At 61.9% G+C, this 22569-nt stretch carries 22 protein-coding genes; 13 read left to right on the forward strand and 9 right to left on the reverse strand.

Annotated features, from left to right (window positions below):
• The 3 genes from Q4P21_RS06610 to Q4P21_RS06620 form a co-directional block, all read left to right on the forward strand.
• Positions 1–984: glycoside hydrolase family 125 protein (locus Q4P21_RS06610; protein ID WP_303388010.1), on the forward strand; the 984-nt coding region annotated here is incomplete at its 5' end.
• A gap of 67 nt (positions 985–1051) precedes the next feature.
• Entirely contained in the window at positions 1052–1315 is a 264-nt protein-coding gene (locus tag Q4P21_RS06615; RefSeq protein ID WP_303388011.1) for a YdeI/OmpD-associated family protein, read from the forward strand.
• Positions 1316–1381: 66 nt separating this feature from the next.
• The gene (locus tag Q4P21_RS06620; protein WP_303388012.1) at positions 1382–2518 is read left to right on the forward strand and encodes a serine hydrolase domain-containing protein; all 1137 of its coding nucleotides are present in this window, start codon (positions 1382–1384) and stop codon (positions 2516–2518) included.
• Positions 2519–2605: 87 nt separating this feature from the next.
• On the opposite strand, the gene Q4P21_RS06625 is transcribed toward Q4P21_RS06620, so the two are convergent.
• The 5 genes from Q4P21_RS06625 to Q4P21_RS06645 are packed head-to-tail and all read right to left on the reverse strand — an operon-like array spanning position 2606 to position 7555.
• Positions 2606–3997, reverse strand: a complete 1392-nt coding sequence (locus Q4P21_RS06625; RefSeq protein ID WP_303388013.1) for an NAD(P)/FAD-dependent oxidoreductase — start codon at positions 3995–3997, stop codon at positions 2606–2608.
• A gap of 10 nt (positions 3998–4007) precedes the next feature.
• Complete coding sequence (locus tag Q4P21_RS06630) at positions 4008–4961, reverse strand: ABC transporter substrate-binding protein (RefSeq protein WP_303388014.1); 954 nt, start codon at positions 4959–4961, stop codon at positions 4008–4010.
• Positions 4958–5746, reverse strand: a complete 789-nt coding sequence (locus tag Q4P21_RS06635; RefSeq protein ID WP_303388015.1) for an ABC transporter permease — start codon at positions 5744–5746, stop codon at positions 4958–4960. The genes Q4P21_RS06630 and Q4P21_RS06635 overlap by 4 nt, the downstream gene beginning before the upstream one ends.
• Positions 5743–6417 (reverse strand): ABC transporter permease, encoded by a 675-nt coding sequence (locus Q4P21_RS06640; protein WP_303388016.1) that lies wholly within the window; start codon positions 6415–6417, stop codon positions 5743–5745. The genes Q4P21_RS06635 and Q4P21_RS06640 overlap by 4 nt, the downstream gene beginning before the upstream one ends.
• 16 nt (positions 6418–6433) lie before the next feature.
• Positions 6434–7555 (reverse strand): ABC transporter ATP-binding protein, encoded by a 1122-nt coding sequence (locus Q4P21_RS06645; protein ID WP_303388034.1) that lies wholly within the window; start codon positions 7553–7555, stop codon positions 6434–6436.
• A 228-nt stretch (positions 7556–7783) separates the two neighbouring features.
• Between Q4P21_RS06645 and Q4P21_RS06650 the strand changes: the two genes are divergently transcribed.
• Positions 7784–8803, forward strand: a complete 1020-nt coding sequence (locus Q4P21_RS06650) for a glutathione S-transferase family protein (RefSeq protein ID WP_303388017.1) — start codon at positions 7784–7786, stop codon at positions 8801–8803.
• Between the two features lie 105 nt (positions 8804–8908).
• Positions 8909–9337 (forward strand): VOC family protein, encoded by a 429-nt coding sequence (locus Q4P21_RS06655; RefSeq protein WP_303388018.1) that lies wholly within the window; start codon positions 8909–8911, stop codon positions 9335–9337.
• Positions 9338–9387: 50 nt separating this feature from the next.
• On the opposite strand, the gene Q4P21_RS06660 is transcribed toward Q4P21_RS06655, so the two are convergent.
• Complete coding sequence (locus Q4P21_RS06660; protein ID WP_303388019.1) at positions 9388–9876, reverse strand: MarR family winged helix-turn-helix transcriptional regulator; 489 nt, start codon at positions 9874–9876, stop codon at positions 9388–9390.
• Positions 9877–9979: 103 nt separating this feature from the next.
• Between Q4P21_RS06660 and Q4P21_RS06665 the strand changes: the two genes are divergently transcribed.
• The 8 genes from Q4P21_RS06665 to Q4P21_RS06700 all read left to right on the forward strand — a co-directional run bounded on the left by Q4P21_RS06665 (position 9980) and on the right by Q4P21_RS06700 (position 18733).
• A complete protein-coding gene (locus Q4P21_RS06665; protein WP_303388020.1) occupies positions 9980–11857 on the forward strand; it encodes an ABC transporter ATP-binding protein in 1878 nt (625 codons plus the stop codon).
• A gap of 99 nt (positions 11858–11956) precedes the next feature.
• Entirely contained in the window at positions 11957–12736 is a 780-nt protein-coding gene (locus tag Q4P21_RS06670) for an SGNH/GDSL hydrolase family protein (protein WP_303388021.1), read from the forward strand.
• 359 nt (positions 12737–13095) lie between these two features.
• Positions 13096–13332, forward strand: coding sequence for a 50S ribosomal protein L28 (rpmB, locus tag Q4P21_RS06675; RefSeq protein WP_038465685.1), 237 nt, complete (start codon positions 13096–13098; stop codon positions 13330–13332).
• Entirely contained in the window at positions 13332–13499 is a 168-nt protein-coding gene (gene rpmG / locus Q4P21_RS06680) for a 50S ribosomal protein L33 (RefSeq protein WP_044574616.1), read from the forward strand. The genes rpmB and rpmG overlap by 1 nt, the downstream gene beginning before the upstream one ends.
• Positions 13500–13503: 4 nt before the next feature.
• Complete coding sequence (gene rpsN, locus Q4P21_RS06685; RefSeq protein WP_062285947.1) at positions 13504–13809, forward strand: 30S ribosomal protein S14; 306 nt, start codon at positions 13504–13506, stop codon at positions 13807–13809.
• Positions 13810–14098: 289 nt separating this feature from the next.
• Positions 14099–14380 carry an HU family DNA-binding protein gene (locus tag Q4P21_RS06690; RefSeq protein ID WP_207344899.1) on the forward strand — a complete coding sequence of 94 codons (282 nt, stop codon included), beginning with the start codon at positions 14099–14101 and terminating at the stop codon, positions 14378–14380.
• A gap of 160 nt (positions 14381–14540) precedes the next feature.
• Positions 14541–16808 (forward strand): cytochrome c oxidase assembly protein, encoded by a 2268-nt coding sequence (locus tag Q4P21_RS06695; RefSeq protein ID WP_303388022.1) that lies wholly within the window; start codon positions 14541–14543, stop codon positions 16806–16808.
• Positions 16808–18733: an NHL domain-containing thioredoxin family protein gene (locus tag Q4P21_RS06700; RefSeq protein ID WP_303388023.1), complete on the forward strand. Its 1926-nt coding sequence runs from the start codon at positions 16808–16810 to the stop codon at positions 18731–18733. Before Q4P21_RS06695 ends, Q4P21_RS06700 begins: the two co-directional genes overlap by 1 nt.
• Before the next feature lie 31 nt (positions 18734–18764).
• Here Q4P21_RS06700 and Q4P21_RS06705 read toward each other — a convergent pair whose 3' ends face one another.
• From Q4P21_RS06705 to Q4P21_RS06715, 3 genes are read right to left on the reverse strand one after another with little or no spacing between them, the layout of a single operon-like run.
• On the reverse strand, positions 18765–19862 hold the full coding sequence (locus tag Q4P21_RS06705) for a hypothetical protein (RefSeq protein ID WP_303388024.1): 1098 nt from the start codon (positions 19860–19862) through the stop codon (positions 18765–18767).
• 3 nt (positions 19863–19865) lie between these two features.
• Positions 19866–21458: a helicase HerA-like domain-containing protein gene (locus Q4P21_RS06710; protein WP_303388025.1), complete on the reverse strand. Its 1593-nt coding sequence runs from the start codon at positions 21456–21458 to the stop codon at positions 19866–19868.
• A gap of 19 nt (positions 21459–21477) precedes the next feature.
• Positions 21478–22404 carry an AEC family transporter gene (locus Q4P21_RS06715; RefSeq protein WP_303388026.1) on the reverse strand — a complete coding sequence of 309 codons (927 nt, stop codon included), beginning with the start codon at positions 22402–22404 and terminating at the stop codon, positions 21478–21480.
• Positions 22405–22569 lie beyond the last annotated feature (165 nt).

Raw genomic sequence — 22569 nt, forward strand, 5'->3', positions numbered from 1 at the left:
CGGGATTCCTACGCCAACGCCTTCAACAAGGAAGCGAGCGGAGCCTCCTACGACCCGCACGACGGCTGCGAAGACCCGTGGATCTGGGAGCGCAAATATGAGGTGGATTCCCTGGCATTCCCCATCTGGCTGGCCCACAAAGTATGGCGCCGCACCACCCGTACCGATGTTTTTGATGCCGCAGCCCATGCGGTGTTGCGTGTGATCGTGCGTCAGCTTCGCCTTGAGCAGGACCACGAAGCGAATTCCAGCTACCGCTTTGTGCGCAACACGGACCTTCCGAGCGAGACGCTGCAGCGTGAGGGGCGGGGGCCGGCGTCGGGCATGACCGGCATGACGTGGGCGGGCTTCCGGCCCAGCGACGACGCCTGCGTCCTCAGCTTCAACATCCCCGGTAACCTCTTCGCCGCTGCCGCCCTGCGGCAGGTGGCTGAAATTGCCGCTGAAGTGTATGCCGATGCCCATCTTGCCGTGGAGGCCGCCGAGCTGGCAGCTGAAATTGCCGCCGGCGTGGCGGCCCACGGAGTGGTGGAGCACCCCGTCCACGGTCCCATGTACGCCTACGAGGTGGACGGGCTGGGCAACACGCTGCTGATGGATGATGCGAACATGCCCAGCCTGCTGTCGCTGCCGTTGACGGGCGGCATTGACCCGGCCGATCCGCTATACCTGGCCACGCGCGCCTTTATCTTGAGCGCTGAGAACCCCTTTTATTTTATGGGGGACCACGCGGCTGGGATCGGCAGCCCGCATACGCCGCCGGGGTATATCTGGCCCATCGCGCTGGCTGTGCAGGGCCTCACCACGGCAGACAAAGCGGAAAAGTTGCGGCTGCTGTACTGCCTGCGCGATACCACCGGCGGCACTGGGCGCATGCACGAGGGCTTTGACCCCAACGATCCCACCCGGTTCACGCGGCCATGGTTCTCCTGGGCCAATTCCATGGTTGCCGAATTGCTGCTTGACTACTGCGGCATCGGCTAGGTGGCTGCTTCGCTACGGTTGCCACGCAAGACGCAAATCCGGACTCCCGGCCCGTTATTGTAGTGATATGAGTAAGGAGCAAGTACCCGGCGGGGTAGTCCATCCGTTGCCTGCAGACCTGTGCAAGGCGCTGCTCGTCAATGCCACGGCACTTTCTGCGTGGTGTGACATCACGCCGTTGGCACGCAATGAATTCATCTGTTGGGTCGAGGATGCCAAGCAGGAAAAGACCCGAGAACGCCGTATTCGCCGAACCCAGGAAGAGCTTGAGGAAGGCAAACGCCGGCCCTGCTGTTGGCCGGGGTGCAAACACCGTGACCGTAGCGACTGACAGACAGCTGACGTTCCGCCTGCCTCGGCTTGGCACCACGGGTGCGGCATTCCCTAGAGTGGTTGCATGACACTTTCACCGCAGCAGGCCGCCGGCCCATCCCAAGGTTTCGCCACCGAGCAGTTCTCCGGTGTTCGGGAGCTCTTTGATTCCATGCTCGACGCCGACCCGGGCTACAGCGCACAGCTGGCCGTGTACCACCAGGGGGTCAACGTCGTCAGTCTGGTGGGCGGCAAGGACTCTGCTGCGGATTCGCTCACGGGTGTGTTTTCCTGCTCGAAGGGAGTTGCTGCGCTCGCATTCGCCCTGCTGGTCCAGGACGGTTTGATAGACCTTGATGCTGCGGTGGCCAGCTACTGGCCTGATTTTGCCCAAAATGGGAAGGGCGCGCTCACGGTGCGCCAATTGCTTTCCCATCAGGCCGGGTTGGTGGGCGTCCAGGGCGGTTTCGCAATGGAGGACTACAACGATCTTGCCGCGGTGGCCGCACGCCTTGCGGCGCTGACGCCCATGTGGCGTCCGGGCAGCGGCACCTTTGGCTACCACGCACTCACCATGGGCGTCTTCCTTGAACAGCTGTGTGTGCTGGTCAGCGGGGAACGGCTGCAGGACCTATACAACCGCCGCATTCGGGAACCGTATGCGGCGGACATGTACCTGGGCCTGCCCGAATCGCTTGAACCGCGCTTTCGCCCCGTGCTCTTCGTAGAGGAGGCGGAGCAGGCGTTCATGGATCCAGGCTCCATTGCCGGGGTGTCAGGAAATGTGCAGGCCGGAAACCTGCTGGCGCTGCCCAATATTCGCAGCGTCCGTGCGGCGGGCAGCTGCAGCGGCTCCGGCGTGGGCTCCGCCGACGGCCTGGCCCGCGTCTACGCTGGCGCCGCCACCGGCATTGACGGGCTTCCGGCCTACTTGAACGCAGACACCATTGCGCACATGAGTGAAGAACAGGTATGGGGTCTGGACAGGGTCTTTTGCGAGATCAACTCCTTCGGCGTCACGTTCATGAAGTCCAACCCGCGCATGGACTTCGGCAGCGCGCAGGCCTTTGGGCACGACGGCGCCAACGCCTCCCTCGGATTCGCCGATCCGCTGTACGGGATTGGCTTTGGCTACATCCCGGCGTGGAACGAGGACGGTGGAACGGGCGGGCGCGCCATGCAGCTCAGTGCTGCTGTGCGCAAGGCCATTCTGGCGCAGTAATTTCGCCTAAACGCACCTTCCCTGCTCATGCGCTGATAGGAGCGTACGTATAAGCGGGGAAGGTGCGTATATGCGTGCAAGGTTCGGTTATTTGAGCGACGCGACGGCCTTTTCAATGGCGCGATGGAACGTGGGGTACGCGTAAATCATGGTTCTGAGCGTCTTCACCGGGATGCGGGCGTGGACGGCCAGAACCAGCGCCGAGAGCACCTCCCCGCCATGTGGGCCCATGGAACTGGCTCCCACGAGGACACCGGTTTTGGCGTCTTCGATGACCTTGATGAACCCTTCATTCCCCGCTTTGTGAATCCAGCCGCGGGTGGAACCAGGCATCTGGGCGCTGCCAACCCGGATGTCCAGCCCAGCCTCCCTTGCCTGCTGTTCGCTAAGCCCGACGGCGCCCACCTCCGGGTCCGTGAACGTCACCCGCGGCACGGCGTGCGACTGGGCTTCCCCACGATCCTGGCCAAGGATGTGCCCCGCCACAATGTTGGCCTGGTACATCGACATGTGCGTAAACGGCCCACCGCCTGCCGCGTCCCCAATCAAATACAGGCCCTTGGCCAGCTGCATGTGGGAATCCACGGCGGGTGTGTCAACTACGCTGACTCCAGCGGCTGGCAGGTCCAACCCAGGCAGTTGCGGGGTGCGCCCGGCCGCCACGAGAAGCTTGTTGGCAGAGCGCTTCGTCACGGCTCCGCCCACACCCGTCACCTCCACGTTAAACCCGGCAGTTGAGTGGGCCACAGCTGTGATCGTGCTGTTGTACAGCACCTCGATGCCCTCGCTGTGGAACACCTTGCCGAGAATCTCAGAGGCCTCCGGTTCCTCCCGCGACAGCAGCCGCGCGCCTCGCACCACCACCGTGACGTTGGTGCCAAAGCGGGTAAACGCTTGTGCCAGTTCCACGGCAATGGGCCCGCCACCTAAGATCACCAGCGACGTTGGTGCCGCCTCCGCCTGCACGGCCTCCCGGTTTGTCCAAAATGGCGTGCCCTCAAGCCCGGCAATGGTGGGCACTGAAGGGCTGGTGCCGGGGTTGAGCACGACGGCGCGACGGGCACTGAACGTGAGCTCACCGCCGTCGTGCGTTGTGACAGCGACCTTGCGTGGGCCCAGGAGCCGCCCGATCCCACGCACCAGGCGGCCACCCTTGCCGGTGAAACGCTCGGCGGCGACGGTGTCATCCCAATTATCCGTGGCCTCATCACGGATGCGTTTGGCGACCACCGTGAAGTCGGAGGATACGTGGGAGCGGCCAGCCAAGCCGGGAATCCGCTGCGCTTCCGCCACGGCGTTGCTGGCCCTGATCATTATTTTGGACGGAATACAGCCATAGTAGGGACATTCACCGCCCACCAGCCTGGCTTCCACGCCCACAACGGAGAGACCAGCGGCCGCCAACTCCCCGGCGAGCGATTCGCCGCCGGGGCCCATGCCGATGACAACAACATCAACTTCTTCGTGTGTGGCGGCCATTCTCGGTTCCCTACTTCGTGATTCCCTTGTCCTTCAGCCATCCGGCGGCAGCGTCTTTGGGATCCATCTTTTGATCGCCGCTGACCTGGTCGTTGAGCTTGATGAGGTCCTCAGTGGTCAACAGGCTGGAGACCTTGTTCAGTGCAGCTTTGGCAGCGTCGTTCACGCTGGCCGTCTTGACCACGGGCAGCACCTGCTGTGCCAGCCAGTTATTCTTCGGGTCTGTTAGCACCACCAGATTGTTGGCGGGAATGGCCGGAGACGTGGTGAAGATGTCGGCCACCTGAATTTCATTGTTCAGCAACGCCTTGACCGTGAGAGGCCCGCCACCGTCACTGATGGGGGTGAACTTGGCAGGCACGCAGCCGTAGATTTCCTTCAAGCCAGGCAGGCCATACGGCCGGGTCGCGAATTCCGGCGGGGCACCAATGGTCAGCTCGCTGCACACCTTCGCCATGTCCTCGATCGATTTCAGGTTGTATTTTGCCGCGGTCTCCGCCGTCACCACCATGGCGTCCTTGTCCTCGGCCTTTGCAGCATCCAGCACTGACAAACCGTCCGGCATCACTGCAGGCAGGGCCGCAAGCACCTCCTCCGCAGTCCTCGCCGTGGTCTTCGGATCCAGGTAGCCCAGCAGGTTTCCGCTGTAGTCGGGGACGATGCTGATGGAACCGTCCTGCACTGCCTTGATGTACACCTCACGTGCGCCGATATTCAGCTTCGTGGTGGCTGTGACTCCGGCAGCATTCAGCGCACCAGCATAAATTTCGGCTACTGTGGCGCTTTCTGGGAAGTTGGCCGAACCAACCACCACCGAGCTGCCACTGCTGCCATTGCCAGTTGGCGCGGTGCTGTCACTGGCAAGAGGATTGCCCCCGCCACAGGCCGTAACGGCCAGCGCCACCGAGAGCCCTGCGGCCGCTCCGAGGACTGCGCGGCGGGTGGGAAACAAATTCTTGTTCATGTTGGATCTCCTTGTGAAGCGGACTGTTGATTCGTAGTTGCTTGGGATGTCGGGGCTGTCTCGCTGACGACTGTGGTTGGACGCAGCCCGGGCGAGACCACTGCGCGTTGGGTCAGGACCAGCAGGCCGTCAAGGATGATGGCCACGGCGGCGATTACCACCGCACCACCAAGGACCTGGCCGTAGTCCTGCACCGCCAAACCATCAATAATGTACCGGCCCAGCCCACCCAGGCCCAGGAGCGCCACCACGGCCACCGTGGAAACCACCTGCAGCACGGCAGAACGGAAGCCGCCGAGCATGACCACCAGCCCATTCGGGACTTCAACGCCGAAGAGAATCTGAGGTTCGCTCATCCCCATGCTGCGGGCGGCATCCACCAAGTCCCTGTCGACGGCGGCGATCCCGGCATACGTGGCCGTCAGGATCGGTGGCACAGCCAGCAGCACCAGCGACCAAATGGCTGGCATGAGTGAAAGTGTGGACGTTGCAATGAGCGCAAACAATGTCATGATGCCCAGTGTTGGCAGGGCTCGGAGCATGCCAGCCAGGGCAATGACGGCGCCGCGTCCGCGGCCCGTGTGCCCCACATAGAGCCCCACGGGGACTGCGATGGCGAGGGAAATCGCCAAAGTGAGACCCGTGTAGCCGAGGTGTTCGGCGATGCGGACGGGCACGCCCATGGGCCCCTGCCAGTTCATCGGATCGGTGAGCCACTGCCAGCCTTGGGCAAAGGGGCCGGAGTCGCTGTATTTCGTGGCTGGAAGCAGCAGTGCGGCACTCATGCCGCCACCGCCGTCGAACGTGGTGCAGCTGTAGTTTTGTGGCTGCGCAGCCAGGGGGTCAGCAGCTTTTGCAACAGCACAAGCACCAAATCCATCAACAGGGCCAAGACCAGTGTCCCCACAATTCCCACAATGATCTCGGTGGGGAAGTTCCGTGCCAACCCGTCGGTGAAGAAGAAGCCCAGGCTGGGAATGCCCAGCAGTGAGCCCACTGTCACGAGCGAGATATTGCTGACGGAGATGACACGCAACCCGGCAAATAGCACCGGCAGGGAGAGCGGGAGATCGACGGTAAGGAATCGTTGGAACGGTTTGTATCCCATGGCCGTGGCGGATTGGCGGATGGCGTCATCCACTGAATTCAAGGCGTCGAGGGTGGACCGGACAAGCAGGGCAACAGCATAAATGGTCAGCGCCACGATGATGTTGGCAAAATCCAGGATCTGCGTGCCCAGAATACTCGGCAGAATCACGAACAACGCCAAGGACGGGACGGTGTACAGCAGCGATCCGACGGAGAGGATGACCGCGCCTACGCCCTTGTTCAGGCGCGCCAACTGGGCCAGGGGAATGGCGATGAGAACACTCAGGACCAAGGGCACCACGGCCTGTATCAGGTGGTAACCGGTGAGGTTGAAGACCTGGGGCAGATTTGCCAGGAACCACTGCATCAGATGGCTCCGCGCATCAGTTTTTGCCTTCGCGGACGGCGTCGATGGCGGCGAGCACCTCAGGGCCCTTGACGACCCCTGCAACGCGTCCTTCATCATCCACGGCAACGCCCAACCCGGACGGGGAGGAAAGAGCCGAATCGAGGGCGGTGCGCAAAGGATCGCCGCTGTGGAAAAGTGAACCACCGGGAACAAGGCTCGGTGAGACTGCGGCGCCTGGGCGGCCGGGGCCGGCGCTATCCGCGGGGGAAAGCCAGCCCAGCGGGCGGTCTTCCGCGTCCACGGCCAACACCCACGCGGGGGCTCCGGGCACACGGGGGGAGGAAACGTCGTCGTGCTTCCTGGGCCATGCCACGGTTGCAACCTCGTGAACCGGCACAGCTGCACCGGAACTGAAGGAGAGGCGGCGGAAACCGCGGTCGCGGCCCACAAAATTGGCCACGAAGTCATCCACGGGAGCGCGCAGAATCTCTTCCGGGGACGCGTATTGGGCCACTCGTCCACCCACGGCAAATACGGCAACCCGATCGCCCAGAAGGGTGGCTTCGTCAATGTCATGCGTGACGAAAATGATGGTTTTGTCCAGCTCGCGCTGTAGTCGCAAAAGCTCGTGCTGCAGCTCGGCCCGGACCACAGGGTCCACAGCGGAAAATGGCTCGTCCATGAGCAGGATCGGCGGATCCGCGGCAAGCGCCCGCGCCACTCCCACGCGCTGCTGCTGTCCGCCGGAAAGTTGGTTGGGGTAGCGCTTGGCCATCGCTGCGGACAAACCCACGGTCTCCAGCAACTCCATGGAACGCTGGCGTGCCTGTGCCCGCGGGACCTTGTTGAGGCGCAGCACGGTTGCAACGTTGTCCACTACCGTGCGGTGCGGCAGCAATCCGGCCTGCTGCATGACGTAGCCCATGGAACGGCGCAGCTCAGGGGCGGGAATATCACCAACATTGCGCCCGCCCACGGTGATGCTCCCTGATGTGGGCTCCACCATGCGGTTGATCATGCGCAGGGACGTGGTCTTGCCGCAGCCCGACGGCCCGACAAACACGGTGATTTTTCCGCTCTCAACGCTGAGGTTGAGGTTGTCCACGGCTGGTGGCTGGCCCGGGTAGATCTTGCTGACGCCTTGGAATTCCACCATGGCAGTGCCGGCGTCGTGGATGGTTTTTTGCGCAGAATTAGTGCTGCCTTGCTCTGCGGCGATGGTTTCTCGGGCCGCCATGGAAGGTCCTCACTGTGGGTCGCGTTCTTGCGGATCGTTCACCTGGTGCTAGTCGATCATAGGCCGCGAGTTTTTGTTGAGTAAAGCCGGTGACGTTATTGGGCCTAGCTGCTGGCGGGCCTCACGGGCCCGGCATAGGCTGGCGGTATGGACACTCAGGGCAGGGATTTCAGCACACAGGACTTCAGTACCAAAGGCGCATATGTCACGGGATCCGAGTACACCCGCGATACAAACTACATTGAAACCCGCATCACCCGAGATGGGGCGGATGGCTTTCCGGTAGAGGCAGGCCGCTACCGGCTCATAGTTGCCAGGGCATGTCCGTGGGCGCACAGATCTACCATTGTGCGCCGACTATTGGGCCTTGAGGATGCCATTTCGATTGGAGTGTGCGGGCCCACACACGACGTGCGTTCCTGGACCTTCGACTTGGACCCCGGTGGGGTTGATCCTGTACTGGGAATTGAACGGATCCAGGAGGCATACTTCAAGCGCACACCAGACTATCCACGCGGGATCACCGTTCCAGCCATCGTGGATGTGCCCAGCGGGGCTGTTGTGACAAACAACTTCCCGCAAATTACCCTTGACCTCTCCACTGAATGGAAGGAATTTCAGCGAGAAGGAGCCCCTGAGCTGTATCCGGAAGAGTTGCGGGAGGAAATGGCGGACGTGAACCAGCGTGTCTTTACAGAGGTCAACAACGGTGTGTACAGATGTGGCTTTGCCGGCAGCCAGGAAGCATATGAGTCTGCCTATTTGCGGCTCTTTGCAGGTCTGGATTGGCTGGAAGCACGCCTCGCCAGCCAGCGCTATCTGATGGGGCAAAACATCACCGAGGCGGATGTGCGGCTGTTCACCACACTTGTCCGCTTTGATGCCGTCTACCACGGCCACTTCAAGTGCAACCGCAATAAGCTCACCGAGATGCCCGTCCTGTGGGCCTATGCGCGTGACTTGTTCCAAACGCCCGGTTTTGGCGACACCGTGGACTTTGAGCAGATCAAGGCGCACTATTACATCGTTCATACGGACCTGAACCCCACCCACATTGTGCCGTTGGGTCCAGACCCGTCAGGTTGGGCTGCACCCCACGGCCGCGAAGCTCTTGGAGGGAGTCCTTTTGGGGCGGGGACTGCACCAACGCACGCCGTGGACGCCTAGGTGCTGGCAGGCGCCGCCACTGACAAAACTCGTTACTGACAAATGCCCGGTACGGGGGAATAATTTCCTGCAACCGCTTCGTGCACGCAATCAAGGAGATCCGTTATGGCCACTCACCTGAATCCATACTTGAGCTTTCGTGACAATGCCAGGGAAGCCATGGAGTTCTACCAAACGGTCTTTGGCGGCACGCTTGAGGTGACCACTTTCGGCGAATTCAACATGGCCCAGGACCCGGCCGACACCGACAAGGTCATGCACTCCATGCTCACGAGCAACGGCGGACTCGTACTGATGGGCTCCGATGCACCCTCCTCCATGGACTCGAGGGAACTCTCCCACGGCACGGACCACACTGTGTCCCTCAGTGGTGAGGACGAGACGGAGCTGCGCGGCTACTGGGACAAGCTTTCCGACGGCGGCCAAGTCGCCATGCCGTTCGAGAAAGCTCCCTGGGGCGACACTTTTGGCATGTGCACGGACAAGTTTGGTGTGCCATGGATGATCAACGTCGCCGGGACGCCAGCGCAGTAGGCAGAAACCACCGCAAAGCCAGACAGGCTGAAAACGGGTAGGCGCTGCAGTTAGTCGTGTAGTAAACGGAGTATCCGGGCCAATTCGGCGCGATCATGCTGATTGAGCCGGGAAAAGTACTCCATGGACTTATCGCGACGCTCGGCCTGAATATTGGCGAAGAGTTTTTGCCCGGCGTTGGTTGCCACGATGAGCGTTGCCCGCCTGTCGGTGGGGTCCGGATCACGGCGTACCAGATCCTTCGCTTCCAGCTGGTCTACTACCTCCGTGGCTGAGCGCGGCGCAATGCGAAGCCGCCCGGCCAGGTCCTTGAGCCGGACGTCGCCCTGACTGCAATCGATGTTGGCATGATCGACCCCGGCTCTACCGGCGGGTTCAGCAGCTATATCAGGGCGGCGGCGCATCAACGTCAACAGCGCCCGCCACTGGTGCGGAGTCAGCTCCCAGGGGGCCAATTGCTCTGACCACGTGCGTCGCAGGCCGCGGAATGCCGCGTGAAACAGTTCGCCAAGATCAGGCGCATCATCAGGGGGGACCATGCACACAAGCATACTAAACTTGACGATGAACCACATAGTGAGGTAACCTCGCTAATGAATGGTGCGAGTCCCGCACCTCGCGCACCATATGGAGGTGGCGCCCTTGACGGAGAATATCCTCAAACAAAAACCCGGCCGTGCACAACCCGGCCCCACACATCCTTTCGAAGGCGGACCAGGTGGCCCGGTCCGTGGCCCGGCCCGCGCCAACCCCGCTGACAAGGCCCAAATCAAGCGCCATCCCGTGAGTTTGAAGCGCGTGGTGGCGTTGTTCGCCCCGCATAAGGGGACCATCGCCGTCGTCGTGCTGTTGATTAGCGCATCGAGCCTCATCAGCCTTGCCCAGCCGTTCCTTGTCAGGGGCGTCATCGACACCGCATTGCCCCACAAGGACCTGCCGATGCTCGGGCGGCTCGCCGGTGCCATGATTGCCGTGGCCGCATCGACAGCCCTGATCGGCGTGGTGCAGACGTGGATGACAACGTCCATGGGGCAGAAAATCATGCACACGCTGCGCACCAGGCTGTTCACGCACCTGCAAAAGCAATCACTCGGGTTCTTCACCAAGACCCGCAGCGGAGAAGTGCAGTCGCGGCTCAACAACGACATTTCCGGTATGCAGTCAGTCATCACCTCCACCGCCACCGGCGTCGCCGCGAATGTGACAATCGCTGTGGGCACGGCAATCGCCATGGTGGTCCTGTCCCCACAGCTGGCCCTGCTCTCACTGATCGTCATCCCGCCGGCCGTATGGTTCTCCCGCCGTGTGGCCCTGCTGCGCCGCGACATCACCAGCACCATGCAGGCTGAGCTGGCCACGATGAACACCTATGTGGAGGAAGGGCTGAGCATCTCCGGCGTGCGGCTGGCCAAAACCCTGGGCACCACCGGACGTGACGCCACACGCTACACCGAAAGCTCCGAACGCCTGATCTCGCTGGAACTGCGCTCGCAGCTGGCCGGACGCTGGCGGATGGCCACCATGGGCATCATTTTCTCCGCCATCCCGGCACTCATCTACTTTGCCGGAGGACTGCCCGGGAACACCATGAGCATCGGCACCATCGTCGCGTTCACGGCGCTGCAGGCCACCATTTTCCGCCCCATCATGGGCCTGCTGAACCTTGGCGTCCAGTGGGTCACGGCCATGGCGCTCTTCAGCCGCATCTTCGAATACCTCGATATGGTGCCGGAAATCACTGCGCCCGCCCATCCTGTTGCGCTGGATCCGGCACTGGTGCGCGGTGAGGTCTGCTTTGAAAACGTGCATTTCGCGTACGACGGCGGCCCGGATGTTTTGCGCGGAATCAGCCTGTCGCTTCCTGCAGGAACCACCACGGCGGTGGTTGGTCCCACCGGTTCAGGCAAGTCGACGCTGGGGGCACTTGTGCCCCGGTTGCACGATGTCACCAGGGGGCGCGTCACCATTGACGGTGTCGACGTGCGTGATATTGCCCCGGACGTACTTGCCCGAATAGTCGGCGTCGTCTCGCAGGAGACGTATCTGATCCACGCTTCAATCAGGGATAACCTGCTGCTCGCTGCGCCGGAAGCCGATGATGCCACTTTGTGGAAGGCGCTGGCTTCGGCCCAGATTGCGGACCACGTTGCAGCGCTGCCCGAAGGCCTTGACACCCTTGTTGGCGCTCGAGGCCACCGTTTCTCCGGTGGGGAACAGCAGCGACTTGCCATTGCCCGGACCATCCTGCGCAATCCGCGGGTGCTGGTTCTGGACGAAGCCACCTCCGCCCTGGACAACACCACCGAGGCAGCCGTCCAAGTGGCTCTTGACAGGCTGGCCGTCGGCCGGACGACGCTGACCATCGCACACCGGCTCTCCACCGTCGACGATGCGCAACAGCTGGCAGTGCTCTCCGATGGGCTGCTGGTTGAGGTAGGGGTGCCAAAGGAGCTTCGCGAAGCAGGGGGCGCCTACGCGGCGCTCATCGCTGCTGGCGAGGAGCTGGAACTGGTTTCCTAGCTGGTGGAGTTGTGGGCCGTAGGATGAGCGTAGTAAAAACGTCGGTAGCCGCCGCGCCAGCCGGCACCTGCTCCGAATACTTGAGATCGAGGAACGCACATGGAATTATCGGCACGGTATGTCGCGTTGGGAGACTCTTTCACTGAAGGTCTGGGCGACACCGACCCCATGCTTCCCAATCAGGTTCGCGGGTGGGCGGACAGGCTCGCTGAGCAGTTGGCGGTGGCGCACCCGGATGGCCCCCAGACGTTCGGCTATGCCAACTTGGCTGTCCGGGGCAAGAAAATGCGCCAGATCCTCAGCGAACAAATAGATGTCGCAGTGGGCATGAATCCCACACTTGTCACTATTTACGCGGGGATCAATGACATCCTGCGTCCGAAAGTGGACATTGACGCCCTCGTTGCGGGCTACGCCGAAGGTATCGCCAAACTGGCGGGGACGGGCGCCCGCGTCCTAGTCTTCACCGGATTCGATGCCAGCACGTCCAAGGTCTTCGCAACCATTCGTGGACGAACGGCCATCTATAACGAGTTGCTGCGCGAAGTTGCCCAAGACCATGGCGCTGACCTCGTTGACTACTGGCGTTTCCGTGAATACAACGACTGGCGGCTGTGGGACATCGACCGTATGCACATGTCCACACCCGGCCACATCAATATGGCCAACCGAGTACTTGGGCAGCTGGGCGAAGCTGCCCGCATCCCCATGCCAGGGTTACCTCCTGTCCTTGCTAAAACTGCCACTGAAACGTTTCGGGACAACGCCGCCTGGACCAAGGAGTACGTGGGTCCTTGGGTCAGCCGGCGCCTCCGGGGAGTGTCATCCGGAGACGCGCTGAGCGCACGCTGGCCAGTCCTGCGTCCGCCGCTTGGCTAACTCTCAAGCCCATGCACGGCGCCCGCTGGCGGACCCAAAGGGTATCGGCATCAGAGGCATGCGGCTAGTAATCGAACGAGTATGATTTGTCGATTAGCCATAATCGCTTCCCAGCAACTAGACTGGGCAGGCGCTAGGTAGCGCGGAGCGTGTGCAATTGCTCCGGTTTGCGGTGATTATCCTCCCGCTGGCCGGTAGTTAGGGGCTCAAGTTGCGTGCATTCGGGTATTCGTCGGAGAGCCGCGTTCTCATCCTCATGAAAAATGAAGACTGGGAATCATGCTGTCCAAGGGCGGACGCTGCCTACTCGCACGGTTTACACCAGTGAACCGTTTCCATTCATTTTTATAGGAGTGATCATGGCAGCTCATTGCCAGGTGACCGGAGCCGAGCCGGGCTTTGGACATAGCATTTCGCACTCGCACCGCCGCAACAAGCGTCGGTTCGATCCGAATATCCAGAAGAAGCGCTACTGGGTACCGTCCTTGCGCCGCAACGTCACGTTGCAGCTGTCCGTCAAGGGCATCAAGACCATCGACGTTCGCGGTATTGACGCCGTCGTCGCCGAAATTCTCGCTCGTGGGGTGAAGCTCTAGTGGCAAAAGACAAGGACGTACGTCCGATCATCAAGCTGAAGAGCACCGCGGGCACCGGTTTCACGTACGTAACCCGCAAGAACCGTCGTAACACTCCGGACCGTTTGGTTCTGAAGAAGTACGATCCCAAGATCCGTCAGCACGTCGAATTCCGAGAGGAGCGCTAAGACTATGGCTAAGAAGTCCATGATCGCGAAGAACGAGCAGCGCAAGGTCATCGTAGAGCGTTACGCCGAGAAGCGTCTCGCCCTGAAGAAGGCCCTCGTCAGCCCGACCTCCACCGACGAAGAGCGCGAAGCGGCCCGCCTGGGCCTGCAGAAGCTCCCCCGCAACGCATCGCCGGTACGTGTTCGTAACCGCGACGCCATTGACGGCCGTCCCCGTGGAACGCTCCAGAAGTTCGGCATCTCCCGTGTACGCTTCCGCAAGATGGCGCACGCTGGCGAACTGCCCGGCATCAAGAAGTCCAGCTGGTAATACCGGCTTGAGCCGATAAATTCGGTTTGAATAAGGGCGGCAACCTTCGGGTTGCCGCCCTTTTTGCTGCCCTCCAACAAGTGGGAAAAGCCAGTCCCGGCACTGGTTTTAGGCAGCCAAGATGTTGGCTGTGAGCGGAATATCCCTAGAATCCGGGGAATTTGCCTTGAAAAACGCCTGAAATGACCGAAATTTGCCGGAATCTCGCGGAATAACTGGTAAGTTCGCTAGCAGTGGTTGACACGCAACCGCGTGGAATTAGATCTACTTGACGTCCAGGAGGACAAACATGGCTAAGAATCGTAGCGAATTGGTTGCTGAAGTTGCTGCAAAGGCTGAGACCAGCCAGACCGCAGTGAACGGCGTTTTGGATGCACTCTTCGCCGTCTTCGAGAGCTCAGTTGCAGCTGGCGAAAAGATCACCATCCCGGGCTGGCTCTCCGTTGAGCGCACCGACCGTGCAGCTCGCACCGGCCGCAACCCGCAGACCGGTGAGACCATTCAGATCGCAGCAGGCCACAGCGTGAAGCTCTCCGCTGGCTCCAAGCTGAAGGCTGCCGTCAAGAAGTAGTTTCTTCTGCGCACCAGAGGAAGACGGCCGGCTGCTGCTGGCCGTCTTCAGGTGTTTAACGCGTGAGTCGGCATTGCGGGCCGTGCGAACACCGGGCCCGGTACTTTCCTGTGAGCTCCCTGATTCGCCCGAAGCTTGCCTGGTGCAGGACAATGGAAGGGTGCCACCCGTAGATACTTCTCCCGCGACCACCCTCAGACCTGCGCCTACTTCCCGCGGAGGTAATTTTGCCAACGGGATTCGCAGCCGGTGGTGGTGGCTTGGGCTGGTCGCTGCGGTGGTCGCCGTCGTGGCGGCCCTTGTATTTACCGGAGCAGCAGCCGTTGAGCAGCTGGCCGATCCCGGTGCAGTGACACGCTGGGGGCTGCCGCTGGCAACAACGATCCACAACCTGGCCCTGTCCGCAGTGATCGGTGCGCTGGTGTTCGCCGTCGTCATCTTGCCCAAGGATCTTAGGACTCATCGCCCACACTCCGGCAGCACCAAAGTGGATTCCGCGAAGCGGGAGAACATGCCGGAACATCCCGCCTTTGCCCGGGCTCTGACACTTGCCATGGTGGCCGGTGGGGTATGGACTCTGTCCGCGATCGCCGTCCTGATCCTGACGTACTCCAACATTTCCGGCCTGGCCCTGGCTGGCACTACTGACTACACCAATATGCTGGTGTTCTTCATGACCGAGCTCGCCGTGGGGCAAGCCTGGCTGACGGTCGTCATCATTGCCGCTGTGGTCACCACCTTGGTCATTGGTCTGCGCAGCGTCAGTGGCTTGGCTGTGCCGCTGGTGCTTGCCTTGATTTCCTTTGTCCCGCAGGCACTGATTGGTCACTCTGCCTCCAGCGCAGACCATAAGGGTGCCGTCAACTCCCTGTTCCTGCACATTACCGGCGCCTCCCTGTGGGTGGGCGGCATCATTGTCCTGGTGGTGGTTTCCGGTGTCTTGGGTGGCATTACCGCAAAGGTACTCAAACGCTTCTCCGGCTTGGCCATCTTTGCTTTCGCCGGTGTGGCAGCCTCCGGCGTGATCAACGCCTCCATCCGCATCACGAACTGGCATGACCTCTTCTACTCCTCCTACGGGCAGCTGATCCTCGCCAAAGCGGGGGCAACCATTGTGTTGGGTGTCATTGGGTACATGCACCGCGAATGGATCATTCCGAAGCTGGCCGGGGGAGACAAACACAACGGTACGGAAAATACGCGCCGACTGTTGTGGCAGCTGATTTTTATTGAGCTGTTAATCATGGGCATTGTCAGCGGCCTCGCTGTAGGGCTGAGCCGTTCCGCACCGCCGCAGTCGCGTGAGCTCTCGGTGCAGGCACTCACCCCGGCCCAGATCCTCACCGGCTACCCGTTGCCGCCTGAACTTGATTTTGCGCGTTGGTTCAGCGAATGGCGCATGGACTGGCTGTGGGTGGCGTTTGCCGCCTTGGCCGGAGCGGCCTACCTTGCCGGGTTGGTGAAGCTGCACAAACGTGGCGACAAGTGGCCTGTGCTACGCAGTGTTTCCTGGTTCGTAGGGCTCCTGGCCCTTGTCTACATCACCTCGGGCGGCCCTGCGGTCTACGGCGCCGTGATGTTCAGTGCGCACATGGTGGAGCATATGGCCCTGATGGCCATTGCCCCACTGTTCATGGCGCTGGGCTCACCGATCTCGCTGGCATTGCAGGCGCTGACTCCGCGCCGGGACGGCTCACGCGGCATCCGTGAGTGGATCTTGGTGCTTGTGCACTCAAAGTACTCAAAGGTTGTCACGCACCCGCTCTTTGCCGCGGCAAACTTCTCCGGCAGCTTGTTCCTTTTCTACTATTCACCAGCCTTCAATTTCGCCATGGTCTACCACGTGGGTCATGAGCTCATGATTATTCACTTCACCCTGGCTGGCTACGTCTTTATCCAGAGCATGATCGGCGCCGACCCGCTTCCCACCCGCGCCCCCTACCCGCTGCGGTTGCTGCTGCTGTTGGCGACCATGGCATTCCACGCGTTCTTCGGGGTCTCGCTGATGATGGCCACCGGCCTTCTCTCGGGAGAATATTTTGGCAACATGGGCCGCCCGTGGGGCGATGCAGCACTCATTGACCAGCAGACGGCCGGCGGGATTGCCTGGGGCATCGGCGAAATTCCCACTCTCGCCATCGCCATGGGCGTCGCCTACATGTGGTCCAAGTCCGACGCGCGGGAAACGAAGCGCCGGGACAGGGCTGCGGACAGGAATAAGGAAGCAGAGCTCGGCGCTTACAATGACATGTTCGCCCAGTTGGCAGCGCGCGACGCCGTCATGGCTGAGTCGAACCGTGGACCCAGCCTGCCGCACCTTCACCAACAAGGTGGCAGCGCGGGACGCGGCACTGGCAAAGCTGCCGAAAAGCCCTTCGACAACAATGAGCCGGGAACCCCGGCAAGCACGCAAGGAGAAACGCACTAGTGGATTCCGCAACGAAAACCAGCACCGTCCGCATCCGGGCATCCGAACTCGTGGGCCGCGGTTGGTTGAACACCGGCGGCGCAGAACTTAACCTGGAAATGCTGCGCGGCAAGATCGTCATTTTGGATTTTTGGACGTTCTGTTGCATCAACTGCCTGCACGTTTTGGACGAGCTGCGCCCGCTTGAGGAAAAGTACAAGGATGTGCTGGTCACGGTGGGCGTGCACTCACCCAAGTTTGAGCATGAAGCCGATCCCGTGGCACTGGCTGCCGCAGTGGAGCGCTACGAAATTCACCACCCCGTGCTGGATGACCCGGAGCTGGTGACATGGCAGGCCTACTCGGCCCGCGCCTGGCCAACCCTGGTGGTGGTGGACCCGGAAGGCTATATCGTGGCGCACCTGTCCGGTGAGGGCCACGCCGCCGGACTGGAATCCTTCATCCCTGAACTCATTGCCGAACACGAGGCCAAAGGCACGCTGCATCGCGGCGACGGCCCGTACGTTGCCCCGGAGCCTGTCTCCCGAGACCTGCGCTTCCCCGGAAAAGTGCTGCCGCTGGCGAATGGGAACTTCCTGGTCTCCGATACTGGGCACCACCGCCTCGTCGAAACCGGCTCGGACCTTTCCACAGTGGTCCGCACGATTGGCTCCGGAACCAAGGGGCATGTGGATGGGTCCAGTGCGGAGGCGCAATTCAACGAGCCGCAGGGCTTGGCCCTGCTCCCGGATGCGCTGGCTGCGGACGTCGGGTACGACGTCGTCGTGGCTGACTCGGTCAACCACCGACTGCGCGGCATCACGCTGGCCACCGGCGATGTGCGGACGCTGGCCGGCAATGGTGTCCAGCGCCTGCTCGAGGCTGGCCCGGCTCGGGTGAACGACGACGGCGCCAGCACCTCCGCAGCCAACCTCGGCACAGCACCACTTGAGGTTGCCCTGTCTTCACCCTGGGATGTGGCGTACTCGTCCACTTTGAATGCCGTGGTTATTGCCATGGCCGGAACCCACCAGATCTTCGGTTTCGACCCGGGCAGCGGGGCCGTGACCATCGTGGCAGGCAATGGCTTGGAAGGCCTGCTTGACGGACCGGCAGAGCAGGCATGGTTTGCCCAGCCCTCAGGTCTCACCGAGGACGCCAAGGGCAACATTTGGGTGGCGGACTCGGAAACCTCCGCCTTGCGCGTGCTGAAATTTGGCGACGACGGGGCCGTGAGGGTGGAAACCGCCATTGGTGAAGGCCTCTTTGACTTCGGCTTCCGCGATGGGGAAGCAGTTCAGGCCCGGTTGCAGCACCCGCTGGGTGTGGCCGTACTGCCGGATGGGTCAGTGGCAGTGGCCGACACCTACAATGGTGCAGTGCGCCGTTACGACCCAGCCACGAAGACCGTCAGCACGCTGGCCCGCGGCCTGGCCGAGCCCAGCGATGTGCTGCTTGATGAATCCGGCGACGTGCCGCTGCTGATCGTGGTTGAGGCGAACAAGCACCAGCTAATCCGCCTGCCGCTGCCCAAGAACGCGCTGCAGGTCGATGAAGGGGCCGCTCAGACGCAACGCCCCAAGACCCCGGTATCCCCGGGTGAGCTGGCGCTGACCATCCGCTTCTCCGCGCCCACCGGGCAAAAGCTTGACGACAGGTGGGGGGATCCCACGCAGCTGAAAGTGTCCTCCACTCCGCCGGAGCTGCTGCTCAGTGGAGAAGGAACCTCGGTGGGCCTGTCCAGGACGCTGGTGCTCAGCGCTGACGTGCCCGACGGCGTACTCCACTTCACTGCCCGGGCGGCAGCCTGCGACGGTCCCGAGGACGCAAACGGGGAGATCCCCGACCATGCAGCCTGCCACCTGTACCAACAGGACTGGGGCATCCCCGTGCTCATGCAGGCCGACGGCACCTCCGAACTCGCACTGGACCTGCGCGGGCTCTAAGCTGCCCAGCTGCTGGCCTGCTGCGCAGCTGTTAGGAAGGGCCGGCGTCGTAGGTGACCACGGGGGTCACGCCAACAGTGCTTCCACTGATCGAGAGTTTGGCTGAGAAGCCAAACTCGCTGGTGTTCTTGAATTCTGAGATCAGTCCTGTGAACAGATCCTGCTGTTTGTAGGAAACCTGTGCTTTGACGCTCAACGGCGCCATGATCCACTTCCCGCCATAGGGGGAGATGGTGGTGGACGGGTATTCGACAACGGTCCAGGTCACTGGTGAAAGCACGCGGTTGGTGGTCTCTGCACTCATGGGGCATCCGGTGGGCAGGAGGACTGCCTGCTTGGCGCATGCATCCAAGTATTTTCGAATGGTCCCATCGACTTGGCTCAGCAGGTCGCTGGTGGGCCCGGTGGCAAGTGCCACAGCCGGCACTGCCTGCTTCGCCCCGCTCACCGTGCGGGTGATGGGGGGAGCGGCAAAAAGTTCAGAGCGGTATTCAAGCTCATAGCTGCCGGGGTAGAACACGGCAAAGGAGTTCCTGCCGTCAGGCATGTTGGCAGGGGCACCGTTGATGCTCGCTTGGTTTGCGTTCGCCACTGAAGCCGGGATAACGGGCAGAGTGGAGGGCGCCATCTCCCAGCTGTCAAAGAACAGCCAATGCTTGGGGCCTTGTTGCAGAATGAAATCCGTCGACAAGGCGGTGCCTTCAACCGTGTAGTTGACGGTGACGCTTTCAGTGTTGTTCGAGGCTGCGACCGCGGCGGCGATGCTGAGGTTTTGCAGCGCTTTCTGCGACAGTGCAAGTGCTTCGCCGTCCAAGGCCGCCGCGTTGGCACCAGGAACCTTGGCGTTTAGCAAGCCCAGGGCTTTGGGCCCGTTGCCGTCCTTGAGTGCACCCAGGTAGTTGGCGACAGTCCGCTCCGGACCAAAACCCTTCGTGTTCACTACCGCAATGGTCACGATGGACGCGGCCAGGGCAATCATCAGGACCAACAGCCACAGGGTGACAATTTTATTCAGCGGGGTCCCAGTCTTCACGCCGTCCACTGTACCTTCAAGGTGCGTGCTGGATTGAATCAGGGCGTCGTTGCCCTCGATCATGGCCGTGGTGCTCGTCGAACTGTCCGGGGGCACGGGCTAACGTCGACGTTTTCGCGGAGCCGTGCCGAACATGTCCCGCATGAGGTTTCGGCCCAGTGAAGTGCCCATGGAGCGGACCATGCTTTTCAGTCCGCCACCCAACGCCCCGCCCAGGGCGCCGATGACCACGTTCGCCATGCCGCCGTCGTCCGTGTTGTTGGGAATCGCCACCGGCGGCGGGGGAGGAGGCAGCGGTGAACCAACCGCTGGCCCGGTGCTCGGCACGGGGGCAGCCTTTGCCGGGGCCTGCAGCTTTTCGTATGCGGAGACGGGGTCGATGGCGGTGCCATAGGTGGGCAGCAGGGCGGACGCTGCGATGACGGCCTTGACGGCATCCTCGCTGCTGGGTCCCATGATCGAACCAGGGGCCCGAAGGCGGGTCAGCGCCACAGGGGTCGGGGCGCCGTTTTCATTCATGACAGTGACCACGGCCTCGCCAATACCGGCGCTTGTGAGGACCTCAGCCAGATCATAGTCGTTGATGGGGAAGGTTGAGACGGTCGCTTTGAGCGCCTTGGCGTCCTCCGGGGTGAACGCCCGCAGGGCATGCTGGACGCGGTTGGCCAGCTGCGCCAAGACATCCGCGGGCACGTCCTTGGGGGTCTGGGTGACGAAGAAGATCCCCACGCCCTTGGAACGGATCAGCCGGACTGTCTGGGTGATGGCGTTCAGGAAGGCCTTGCTGGCACCGTTGAACAGCAGGTGGGCCTCATCAAAGAAGAACACCAGTTTTGGCTTGTCGGCGTCGCCCACCTCGGGAAGTTCGCGGAACAAGTCGGCCAGCATCCACATGAGGAAGGTGGAAAACAGGAGGGGCTTGTCTTGGATGCTGGGCAGTTCCAAGCAGGAGATGACGCCGCGGCCATCCGGGGCTGTGCGCAGCAGCTCGGCCGTGTCGAATTCCGGCATGCCAAAGAACTCACTCATGCCCTGGGCGTCAAGGGTGATGAGATTGCGCAGGATGACGCCCGCCGTGGCCTTGGACAGGCCGCCCAGTTCCTTCAGGTCCTCCTTGCCCTCGTCGGACGTGAGGAACGTGATGACGGCGCGCAGGTCCTTCAGGTCGTACAGTTCAAGGCCCTTGGTGTCGGCGTAGTGGAACACCAGTTGCAGGCTGGATTCCTGCGTCTCATTCAAGTCCAGGATGCGGGCCAGCAGGATCGGACCAAAGGAAGTGATGGTGGCACGCACCGGGACACCGTTTCCATTGCCGCCCAGCGCCAGGAACTCGACGGGGAATGCCTTGGATTCCCATGGCTGGCCCAGTGCCTGGGTGCGGGTGGTGAGCTTCTCACTGCCTGTTGCCGCGGTGGCAAGACCGGTGAGGTCGCCCTTGATGTCTGCCATGAACACGGGCACGCCGGCGCTGGACAGCTGTTCGGCCATCATGTGCAAGGTGACGGTTTTTCCCGTTCCGGTGGCACCGGCTACCAGCCCATGACGGTTCATCATGGCCAGCGGCAGGGAAACCTGGGCCTCGGGATGGATTTCACCATCCACCATGGCCGCACCGAGAGCAATTGTGGAGCCGCTGAACGTGTAGCCGGCCTGAAGTTCTGCGATCAATTCTGCTGGGGTTTTGGTAGCCATGCCAACAGCGTACAGTGCCTCAGCCCAAGAGGAAGGCAATGACGAACATGGCAGGGATGGCCAGCACGGTTGTCGCCAGCACGGTGTCCTTGGCCACCGTGACACCGACTTGGTAGCGCTGGGCGCTCACATACACGTTCTGGGCTGTGGGCAGGGCAGCGGCAACCACGACGGCGAACAGTGCGGCCCCGCCCAGCCCCAAGACAAAGTGCCCCAGCAGGAAGGCGACAAGCGGATGGACAACAAGTTTGAACCCCGTGGCCAGCAGAATATCGCTGCGCCGCCCCTCAACGGCTGAGAGGGGTTTGCTGGCACTCAAGGACATGCCAAACGCGATCAGGATGGACGGAATGGCGGCGCCGGCGATCAGGTGGAGGGGTTCGGCCAGTAGTGCTGGCAGTTGCCATCGTGTGGCTGCGAGTACAAGGCCCACCACGGTTCCCAAAATCATGGGATTGGTGATGATTTGCAACAGGATTCGCCCGGGCGTTGGGCGGTGCCCGCTCGTGAGTGAGTCAAGGAGCATCAGGTACATGGGGGTGTAGAACGCGAGTTGAAACACCAGTACGGGGGCGATCAACGCAGCGTCGCCGAGCACGTAGGCCGCAATGGGGATGCCCAGGTTTGCCGCGTTGGCCGTGGAGGAGGACATTGCGGATAACACCGCTTCGCTGAGCGAACGGTTCAAGATATATTTCACGAGCAGGAAGAAGACGCCGCCGGTAATGACGGCACTGACCGCGGCAACAAGGAGCGGCTCGGCCAAAACGCTCCGCAGTTCAGCCTTGGACAGGGTCTCCAGCAAAAGTGCGGGGCTGGCTACGAAGAATGAGAGCCTGCTGAGCACAATGGGGGCGTTCTCGCCCAGCACGTTCTTCCGGCCTACGAACCAGCCCACCAGGATAATGAGCCACACCACCGAGAAGCCCTCAAGTACCCCTAACATGGCACTGCGTGGCGGGTACCGCGGCAGGCGGGGATCTTCTCAAGCGACACCTCACAAGCTTAAGCTGAGAAGGCACCTTCCAAGTGCATTCAACCCCTGCTGTACCCCAACCCTGCTGTACCCAAAGATTCTGAAGGAGCGCACCGTGGCCGAGGCCCGCATTGA

Source organism: Arthrobacter sp. (assembly GCF_030540645.1).
GTDB lineage: Bacteria > Actinomycetota > Actinomycetes > Actinomycetales > Micrococcaceae > Specibacter.

Coding starts and splice junctions, on each gene's coding strand:
- Q4P21_RS06640 (WP_303388016.1), bottom strand. CDS start 6,417: ATGCAGTGGTTCCTGGCAAATCTGCCCCAGGTCTTCAACCTCACCGGT.
- Q4P21_RS06645 (WP_303388034.1), bottom strand. CDS start 7,555: ATGGTGGAATTCCAAGGCGTCAGCAAGATCTACCCGGGCCAGCCACCA.
- Q4P21_RS06670 (WP_303388021.1), top strand. CDS start 11,957: ATGGAATTATCGGCACGGTATGTCGCGTTGGGAGACTCTTTCACTGAA.
- Q4P21_RS06660 (WP_303388019.1), bottom strand. CDS start 9,876: ATGGTCCCCCCTGATGATGCGCCTGATCTTGGCGAACTGTTTCACGCG.
- Q4P21_RS06715 (WP_303388026.1), bottom strand. CDS start 22,404: ATGTTAGGGGTACTTGAGGGCTTCTCGGTGGTGTGGCTCATTATCCTG.
- Q4P21_RS06690 (WP_207344899.1), top strand. CDS start 14,099: ATGGCTAAGAATCGTAGCGAATTGGTTGCTGAAGTTGCTGCAAAGGCT.
- rpsN (WP_062285947.1), top strand. CDS start 13,504: ATGGCTAAGAAGTCCATGATCGCGAAGAACGAGCAGCGCAAGGTCATC.
- Q4P21_RS06650 (WP_303388017.1), top strand. CDS start 7,784: ATGGACACTCAGGGCAGGGATTTCAGCACACAGGACTTCAGTACCAAA.
- Q4P21_RS06630 (WP_303388014.1), bottom strand. CDS start 4,961: ATGAACAAGAATTTGTTTCCCACCCGCCGCGCAGTCCTCGGAGCGGCC.
- Q4P21_RS06615 (WP_303388011.1), top strand. CDS start 1,052: ATGAGTAAGGAGCAAGTACCCGGCGGGGTAGTCCATCCGTTGCCTGCA.
- Q4P21_RS06655 (WP_303388018.1), top strand. CDS start 8,909: ATGGCCACTCACCTGAATCCATACTTGAGCTTTCGTGACAATGCCAGG.
- Q4P21_RS06710 (WP_303388025.1), bottom strand. CDS start 21,458: ATGGCTACCAAAACCCCAGCAGAATTGATCGCAGAACTTCAGGCCGGC.
- rpmB (WP_038465685.1), top strand. CDS start 13,096: ATGGCAGCTCATTGCCAGGTGACCGGAGCCGAGCCGGGCTTTGGACAT.
- Q4P21_RS06625 (WP_303388013.1), bottom strand. CDS start 3,997: ATGGCCGCCACACACGAAGAAGTTGATGTTGTTGTCATCGGCATGGGC.
- Q4P21_RS06635 (WP_303388015.1), bottom strand. CDS start 5,746: ATGAGTGCCGCACTGCTGCTTCCAGCCACGAAATACAGCGACTCCGGC.
- Q4P21_RS06620 (WP_303388012.1), top strand. CDS start 1,382: ATGACACTTTCACCGCAGCAGGCCGCCGGCCCATCCCAAGGTTTCGCC.